Source organism: Methylobacterium symbioticum (assembly GCF_902141845.1).
GTDB lineage: Bacteria > Pseudomonadota > Alphaproteobacteria > Rhizobiales > Beijerinckiaceae > Methylobacterium > Methylobacterium symbioticum.
Genome location: NZ_CABFPH010000167.1, coordinates 1 through 7,576, shown reverse-complemented (window position 1 = coordinate 7,576; position 7,576 = coordinate 1). Strand labels below are relative to the sequence as shown.

General features: G+C 74.1%; 9 protein-coding genes and 1 pseudogene. All 10 read right to left on the bottom strand.

Features of this window, described 5'->3' with window-relative positions; all coding sequences use genetic code 11:
* Window positions 1-219, bottom strand: a pseudogene (locus MET9862_RS27635) (hypothetical protein); the annotation flags it as partial.
* Window positions 216-1,187, bottom strand: a complete 972-nt coding sequence (gene bchI, locus MET9862_RS27630; protein ID WP_244612939.1) for a magnesium chelatase ATPase subunit I — start codon at window positions 1,185-1,187, stop codon at window positions 216-218. The pseudogene MET9862_RS27635 and the gene bchI, both read right to left, overlap by 4 nt.
* Before the next feature lie 271 nt (window positions 1,188-1,458).
* Window positions 1,459-2,676 (bottom strand): 5-aminolevulinate synthase, encoded by a 1,218-nt coding sequence (hemA, locus tag MET9862_RS27625; RefSeq protein ID WP_142586122.1) that lies wholly within the window; start codon window positions 2,674-2,676, stop codon window positions 1,459-1,461.
* Between the two features lie 271 nt (window positions 2,677-2,947).
* Window positions 2,948-3,739, bottom strand: coding sequence for a putative photosynthetic complex assembly protein PuhE (gene puhE, locus MET9862_RS27620; protein WP_142586121.1), 792 nt, complete (start codon window positions 3,737-3,739; stop codon window positions 2,948-2,950).
* A 4-nt stretch (window positions 3,740-3,743) separates the two neighbouring features.
* Window positions 3,744-4,829: a magnesium-protoporphyrin IX monomethyl ester (oxidative) cyclase gene (gene acsF / locus MET9862_RS27615; RefSeq protein WP_142586120.1), complete on the bottom strand. Its 1,086-nt coding sequence runs from the start codon at window positions 4,827-4,829 to the stop codon at window positions 3,744-3,746.
* On the bottom strand, window positions 4,826-5,122 hold the full coding sequence (locus MET9862_RS27610; protein ID WP_142586119.1) for an O2-dependent cyclase accessory protein: 297 nt from the start codon (window positions 5,120-5,122) through the stop codon (window positions 4,826-4,828). Before MET9862_RS27610 ends, acsF begins: the two co-directional genes overlap by 4 nt.
* Window positions 5,119-5,571 (bottom strand): photosynthetic complex assembly protein PuhC, encoded by a 453-nt coding sequence (puhC, locus tag MET9862_RS27605; RefSeq protein WP_142586118.1) that lies wholly within the window; start codon window positions 5,569-5,571, stop codon window positions 5,119-5,121. The genes MET9862_RS27610 and puhC overlap by 4 nt, the downstream gene beginning before the upstream one ends.
* Window positions 5,572-5,576: 5 nt before the next feature.
* A complete protein-coding gene (gene puhB / locus MET9862_RS27600; protein ID WP_142586117.1) occupies window positions 5,577-6,233 on the bottom strand; it encodes a photosynthetic complex putative assembly protein PuhB in 657 nt (218 codons plus the stop codon).
* Entirely contained in the window at window positions 6,230-7,000 is a 771-nt protein-coding gene (gene puhA / locus MET9862_RS27595; RefSeq protein WP_142586124.1) for a photosynthetic reaction center subunit H, read from the bottom strand. The genes puhB and puhA overlap by 4 nt, the downstream gene beginning before the upstream one ends.
* Window positions 7,001-7,022: 22 nt before the next feature.
* Window positions 7,023-7,576: PucC family protein (locus tag MET9862_RS27590; protein WP_185157034.1), on the bottom strand; the 554-nt coding region annotated here is incomplete at its 5' end.

Here is a 7,576-nt window from a genome sequence, read left to right as displayed (position 1 = left end):
GGGACGGCCGCCGAGGGCGCTGCGCAGGGCGTCGAGCCAGCTGTCCCGCACCGGACCGGCCCCGGCCCGCACCACCACGCCGCCGAGCCCGTGCGGATCGGTGGCGAGGAGCGCGGCGACGCGGAGGGCGGTGGCCCAGGGGGCGTCGCCTGTCCGATCGCATCCCGGGCCTCGGGCAGGCCCGAGGTCCGGGGAGGGAAAGGCTTGCGGCCCGCTCATCCCCCGAAGACCTCCGTGATCGCCCGGGCCACGCGGGCGCCCGAGCCGGTCTCGTCGAGGGGGTTGCGGCGCAGGCGGTGGCGCAGGGCGGCGGGAGCGATGCGGGTGAGGTGATCGTCCGTGACCGTGGCCGCGCCCTCGAGGGCGGCGAGCGCGCGGGCGGTGCGCATCAGGGTCAGCTCGCCGCGCAACCCGTCGGTGCCGAGCGCGAGGCAGAGCCGGGCCGCCCGTTCCAGGGCGGCATCCGGCACCGCGACCGCGCCGAGCCGCGCCCGCCCCGCCAGGATCCGATCCCGCAGGCCGGCTTCCGCCGCCGCGTGCCGGGCGCAGAACCCGGCCGGGTCCCGCTCGAAGGCGTCGCGGGCGCGCACCACGGCGATCCGGGTCGCGATGTCCGTGGGCGTCTCCACCGCGCAGGCGAGGCCGAACCGGTCGAGGAGCTGCGGGCGCAGCTCCCCCTCCTCCGGGTTGCCGGAGCCGACGAGGACGAAGCGGGCCGGGTGGCGCAGCGACAGCCCCTCGCGCTCCACCGTGTTGATGCCGGAGGCCGCCACGTCGAGGAGCAGGTCCACGAGGTGGTCGTCCAGCAGGTTGACCTCGTCGATATAGAGGAAGCCCCGGTTGGCGCGGGCCAGCAGCCCCGGCTCGAACGCCGTCTCGCCGCGGGTCAGGGCCCGCTCCAGGTCGAGGGCGCCGACGACGCGGTCCTCGGTGGCGCCGAGCGGCAGGTCCACCACCGGCACCGGCCGTGTCTCGGCCCGGCGCGGGGCGCCCGTCGCGCAGTGCGGGCAGGATTCGGCCGGGCCTTCGGGATCGCAGGCATAGGGGCAGCCGGCCACCGCCCGCATCGGCGGCAGCAGGGCGGCGAGCGCCCGGATCGCGGTGGATTTCCCCGTGCCGCGGTCGCCGAGCACCAGGACGCCGCCGATCGATGGATCGACCGCGGCGACGAGGAGGGCTTGGCGCATCTCGTCCTGGCCGACGATGGCCGAGAAGGGGAAGACGGGGGGCTGGGCGCGTGCCTTCGGGGCGGGGTTCCGGGGGGCGGGCTCCCCGGCGGCCGCGGGTTCGGAGGCGGTCTCCGGCGCGCGCTCCCGGTGCCGTGCGCTCACGCTGTCCATGGGCTCGCTCCTCTTGCCGCCGCGTCATCCCTCCCCCCACCCAAGCCGGGCCTGCCCGACTTGGGCAGAGGTGGGCGGATCTCGGGCAAGCCCGAGATCCGTGGGGGGAGGGCTGGGGTCACTCCGCCGCCTTCCGCTCCACGCCCATCCGCGCCCAGATCGCGGAGAGCGCGCCCACCAGATGCGCGATGTCGGCATCCGTGTGCAGCGGCGAGGGGGTGACGCGCAGGCGCTCGGTGCCGCGCGCCACGGTGGGGTAGTTGATCGGCTGCACGTAGATCGCGAATTCGTCGAGCAAGGTGTCGGAGATCGCCTTGCAGAGCACGGGGTCGCCGACCATCACCGGCACGATGTGGCTGTCGTTCGGCAGCACCGGGATGCCCGCCGCCGTCAGCGCCGCGCGGGTGCGGGCGACCCGGTCCTGGTGGCGCGCCCGCTCCGCCCCGCTCGCCTTGAGGTGACGGATGCTGGCCGCCGCCCCGGCCGCCACCGCGGGCGGCAGCGAGGTGGTGAAGATGAAGCCCGAGGCGAAGCTGCGCACGAAGTCGCAGAGCCTGGCGGAGCCGGTGATGTAGCCTCCGTGCACGCCGAAGGCCTTGCCCAGCGTCCCCTCGATCACGTCGAGGCGGTGGGCGAGGCCGTCCCGCTCCGAGACGCCGCCGCCGCGCGCGCCGTAGAGGCCGACCGCGTGGACCTCGTCGAGATAGGTGAGCGCGCCATGGGCTTCCGCCACGTCGCAGATCTCCGCGATCGGCGCGATGTCGCCGTCCATGGAATAGACCGACTCGAAGGCGACGAGCTTCGGCCGGGCCGGATCGACGAGGCGCAGCTTGGCGTCGAGGTCGCCGGGATCGTTGTGGCGGAAGATGTGGCGCTCGGCCCGGCTCGCGCGGATGCCCTCGATCATCGAGGCGTGGTTCTCCGAGTCGGAGAACACGGCGCAGTGCGGCAGGCGGGAGGCGAGCGTGCCCAGCGCCGCCCAGTTCGAGACGTAGCCCGAGGTGAAGAGCAGGGCCGCCTCCTTGCCGTGGAGATCGGCGAGCTCGTGCTCCAAGAGGACGTGCTCGTGATTGGTGCCGGAGATGTTGCGGGTGCCGCCCGCCCCCGCCCCGCAGCGGTCGAGGGCGTCGTGCATGGCGCTCAGCACGGCCGGGTGCTGGCCCATGCCGAGATAGTCGTTCGAGCACCAGACCGTGACGGGGCGCGTGCCGGTGCCGTGGTGGTGCGTCGCCTGCGGGAAGGCGCCGGCCCGCCGCTCCAGCTCGGTGAAGATGCGGTAGCGGCCCTCGCGGCGCAGGGACCCGATCTCGGCCCCGAAGAAGGCATCGTAGTCCATGGGCCGTTCCTCCCCTGTTGGTTGTTTCACGCGTGCGTCCTGAAGGCTTCTGCGCTGGCAGGGGCCGGGATGCGGCGATACCGAGTCGAGCGCGGGTCCCCTCCCCCGTTCGGGAGAGGGACAGGGTGAGGGATGAGAACTGTCCGGACAGAGCGGAGCCGGAGCCGCCGCACCGTCGCGACCTCTCCGTGGCGTTCTCGACCCTCACCCCAACCCTCTCCCGAACGGGAGAGGGGGCGCGTCGTGGTTCCGGTGTGCAGGCGGGACGTCATCACGCCCCCTCCCCGGCCGAGCCGGCCTTGCCCGCGGCCGCCTTCGGCAGGCTCCAGCGCCAGAGGGCGGCGGCGGGCAGCGGCAGCATCAGGAGCCAGTGTTCCAGCACGGCGAGCGCCGTCAGCGCCGCCACCAGGGCGAGGCCGGTGCGGGCATGCGGCAGCTCGGCGGCGAGCGCCCCCTGCCCCAGCAGCACCGCTGCCGTGGTGCCGAGGCTCACCGAGAGCGGGAACAGCGCGTTCATCGGCCGCTGGCGCAGGTAGCAGGCGAGGTAGCGCAGGTGCTCCGGCAGGAATTCGAGCTGGAGGTTGCGCACCCCGAGATAGAGGTTGAGCCGGGCCGAGGCGTTCATCGCCATGAAGACCGCGTAGGTCCACAGCGCCACCCGGTTCGGCGCGCCCCAGACCAGGCAGAGGATCGCGAGCCCCCCGACCACGATGGCGAATTCGTGCCAGAGGCTGGTGGCGAGCGCGGCCAGGAACCGGTCGAGGCCGCGCACGGACGGCGCGCAGGCCACGGGCCGCGGGCCGGAGACGAAGCCCATGTAGTAGGCCATCTCCTGCCAGCCCCAGACGGCGAGCGCCGCCGCGAAGGCGGTGTAGGCGCCGGCCTCCGAGGGGTCGCCCGCGCTCGCCGCGATCGCCCAGAGGGCGAGGCCGAGGACGAGGCTGGCGCCGGCCATGCTCCAGCGGTGCGTGCGCCGCGGCAGGTGGTCGAGCGCCAGGATCAGCCCGGTGGAGGACCACCAGAGCAGGATCGCGGCGAGCGCGGGGGCCCCGAGCGCGCTCATCCGCTCACCAGACCGGCCGCAGGCGGATGTCGGCGGGCATGGCGTGCTCGTGAACCGGGAGGGCGTAGAGCCGGGCGAAGGCGAGCGCGGCGCGGGCGGCGTGGAGGCCCTGGCCGAGCGCGCCGAGGAGCCCGCCCCGCGCCTTGGCCGCCGCGATGGCCCGCGAGCAGGCGAGCAGCCGGTCGAGCCCGGCGCCGAATCTCGGGTTGTCGAGGTCGAGGGTGACCGGGAAGGTCTGCTTCGAGATCTCGCTGGTGATGCGGAAGACCTTGAAGTCGTAGTCGGTCGGATCGACCCCGAGCGCCTTGTGGAAGGCCGGGCGGTGATGGTCGCGCACATACATCGTGGCGAAGACCGCGAGCAGGAAGAAGCGGATCCAGTAGCGATTGAGCCCGCTCGTCAGCTTCGGGTTGGCGCGCATCAGGAGGGCGAAGGCCTCGCCGTGGCGGAACTCGTCGTTGCACCAGAGCTCGAACCACTTGAAGATCGGGTGGATGCGCCGCTCCGGGTGGCGCTCCAGCTCGCGGAAGATGGTGATGTAGCGGGCATAGCCGATCTTCTCGGAGAGATAGGTCGCGTAGAAGATGAATTTCGGCCGGAAGAAGGTGTATTTCTTGGTCTTCGTCAGGAATCCGAGATCGACGCCGATGCCGAAATCCTTGAGCGTGTCGTTGATGAACCCGGCATGCCGCGCCTCGTCGCGGCTCATGAAGCCGAACAGCTCGCGGATGTCCTTGTTCTTGGCGCGCTTCCTCATCTCGGCGTAGAGCACGCAGCCCGAGAACTCGGCGGTGATCGAGGAGACGAGGAAGTCGAGGAACTCCTTCCGGAGCTCCGGCTCCATCCGCGAGAGGTCGCAGTCGAACTCCTCGTTGCGGACGAAGTGGCGCTTGTTGGGATCGGCGCGCAATTCGGCGATCAGCGCGTCCCACTGGGCGCGGACCGGCTCGACGTCGGTGCGGTCGAGCTCGGCGAAATCCGTGGTGTAGAAGCGCGGCGACAGGAAGGTGGTCTCCTGCGCGGCGCGGGTCGAATCGTTGACCGGACTCTTCGGCGCGGGGGCCGGGACGGGATTCGGATGCGCGGTCACAGGCTCCTCCTCTCGGAAAAGCTCACCTCGTAGAGCTCGGTCAGCTCGAGATGGGCGATCAGCTTGGTCCAGGCGCGCTCCAGGCGGGAGGCGCGGGAGACGGTGGCGCTGCGGCGCACGACGAGGCGCTCGCCGTAGGGGACGGAGACCGGCGCGTCGTGCACGGTCACCGCGTCGCCGGGCTCGATCTCGAAGCCGGCATCCAGCGTGACATGGGCGTGCAGGCTCTCGGGGGTCTGCTCGATCTCGACGGTGCAGGGCACCTCGACTTGCGTTCGCGCGAGCCAGGTCATCGGCGGTCTCCGTCCGGGTGGGCATCCTGGGGAATGAGCCGCGCGAAGGCGGCGGCGTTGCTGCGGCCGAAGGCGTCGAGGGCCACGCGGCGGCCGGTGGCGTCGTCGCGTAAGGTGAGGCTGCCGTCGGCGTAGCGCAGCAGGCGGAAGGGCTCCTCGGGGCCGAGCCCCTCGCGCTGGCGGGCCTGGGCGAGGCCGCGCAGCGTCCCGCGCACGAAGCCGTCCTCGCCCGGGCGGATCCGGGCGAAGACCTGCGCCGAGGCGGCCTCGCGCAGGGCGATCCCGCCATCGGCCTCGTCCTCGGCGCGGAAGGCCAGGGCGGCGACCGGGATGGGCTCGGCGGCCGGCTGCATCGGCGCCGCGCCGCTGCGGCTGACGAACACCGCCCCGACCGTGAAGGCGAGGAGGGCGCCGGCCCCGATCAGGGGGGAGATGGCTCGGGCGGCCATGGCGCTCACTCCGCCGCCACCAGGCGGCCGGGGGCCGCGTCGCTTCGGGGCCGCGCCACGATCACCGGCGCGGCCGAGGTTGCCCCGTCGCGGTGCAGGGTCAGCGCCCGGGCGAGGATCGCCGCGGCCTGCGCGGCGTCGGGCACGCTGCGCAGCATCGGCTCCGGCTGGCTGATCCGCCAGGGCCGGCCGTGCGGCCAGAGCTGGAGATAGGCGATGCGGGCGCCCGCCTTCAGCTGCACGGCCAGATCGCCGCTGCCGTCGCGGAACCGGTGCAGGCCCGCCCCCTCCACCGCGGCGAAGGGCAGGTTGTAGGTGACGGGCAGGGCCATGCCGATCTGCAGCACGAGGCGCCGGTCGGTCACCGTGTAGAGCGTGGTGCGGTGGCAGGCGGCGGCGATGAGCCGGAGCAGGACGAGGGCGGCGGCCAGCGCGGCCAGCAGCGGCAGCACGAGGCGCGCCGGCGTCTCCACGGTCGCGGCGAGGACGAGCCCGCAGGCGCAGAACCACAGCGCGACGAGAGGCGCGTGGAACACCCGCAGCCATATGCCGTGCGTCGTCGGCGCGCCCTGCCAGAGGATGCGCTCGCCCGGAGGCAGGGGCCCGGGCAGGCCGCGCGGCGTGCCCTCGGGCAGGAAGTCGGACGGGTGCGGGGCGCTCACAGCAGCGGCTCCGCGCGGGCGGGCGCCGCGTAGAGCGTGCCGGCGCCGAAGCAGGCGACGATGCGCTCCTCCTCCAGCAGCGTCACCGAGTCGGGGTCGCGCGTCGTCGGGATCTCGGCGAACTGGGCGCCGAGCAGCGCCTCGGAGGTGACCGGGCCGTCGCCCCACGGCGTGCGGCAGAAGGCCGAGGGCATCAGGCGGCGGGCGCCGTCGGGCAGTTCGACCTCGTAGTAGCGCACGAGGCTCTCGCCCCGGTCGACCCAGAGGTCGACGACGGTGCCCGCCGGCTCCCGGTCGGCGCCCAGCACCGGCCGGCCGATCGGGTTCGGCCCATCCTCGTGCACCACGAAATGGTCGGCCACCCGCAGGGGGACGATGCGCTTCTCCCCGTCCCAGGTGCGGTCGTGCTCGTCGTGGCGCGGCACCCAGGAGCCGGGGCCGACGCCGGCCCGGAGCGAGGTCTCGGTGCGCTCGTAGGGCGCGCCCGGCCAGGGCTCGACCTTGCGGCTCGGGACGGCGGTGTCCTGCGCTGCGTTGGTCTGCGGCGCGTACATGGTGTGGCCGCTCGACAGCCGGAAATGCTTCGGCGTCGGGATCAGGATCGGATCGGGGCTCTTGAGCCGCCCCACCGCCTCGTTCTCCAGGGGGTAGCCCTCGCGGCGGTCCTCGCGGCGCAGGTAGAAGACGAGGCCCGCGAAGAAGAGCCAGAAGGCGTAGAGCGTGAGCTGCGCGACATCGAGGTAAGAGGTCAGCGCTCCGGTCGGCAGGCCATGGGGCATGGATTCCTCCTCAGGCGGGTCGTTGGGCGAGGCGGGCGGCGGCGACGCCCTCCGCGCGGACGAGGGGACCGATCGCCACGAGGGCCGCGAAGAGCAGCGCGATCTCCACGTGGTAGACGATGAGGTAGCCGATGGCGGGCTCGTTCATGCCCTCGCCGAGCACGCCCGACTGGGCGATGGCCGCACCGCCGTCGCGCAGCAGGCCGCCCGCGGCGATGGCGAGGCCCGCCGCGCTCGCCTGCGCCGCGCCCCAGGCGCCGAGCGCCAGGCCGGTATCCTCCGGGCCCGCCGCCGCCATCGAGGCGGTGAGCGTGCCGTGGGCGAACAGGCCGCCGCCGAGGCCGATCAGGGTGACGCCGGCCGCGAAGAGGCGGGGGGGGCCGCGGGGGGGCGCGGAGGACAACCCCGGGAAGGCGGGGGGGCCGGGGGCGCCGCCCCCCGCCGCCCCCCCGCACGCGGGGCCGCCGCGGGGGGGCCCGCGGGCCGCCGGCCCGCGGCCGCGCCCCCCGCCCCCCCGCACCACCGGGGCGGGGAGGGGGGGGGGGGGGGCCCGGGGGGGCGCGG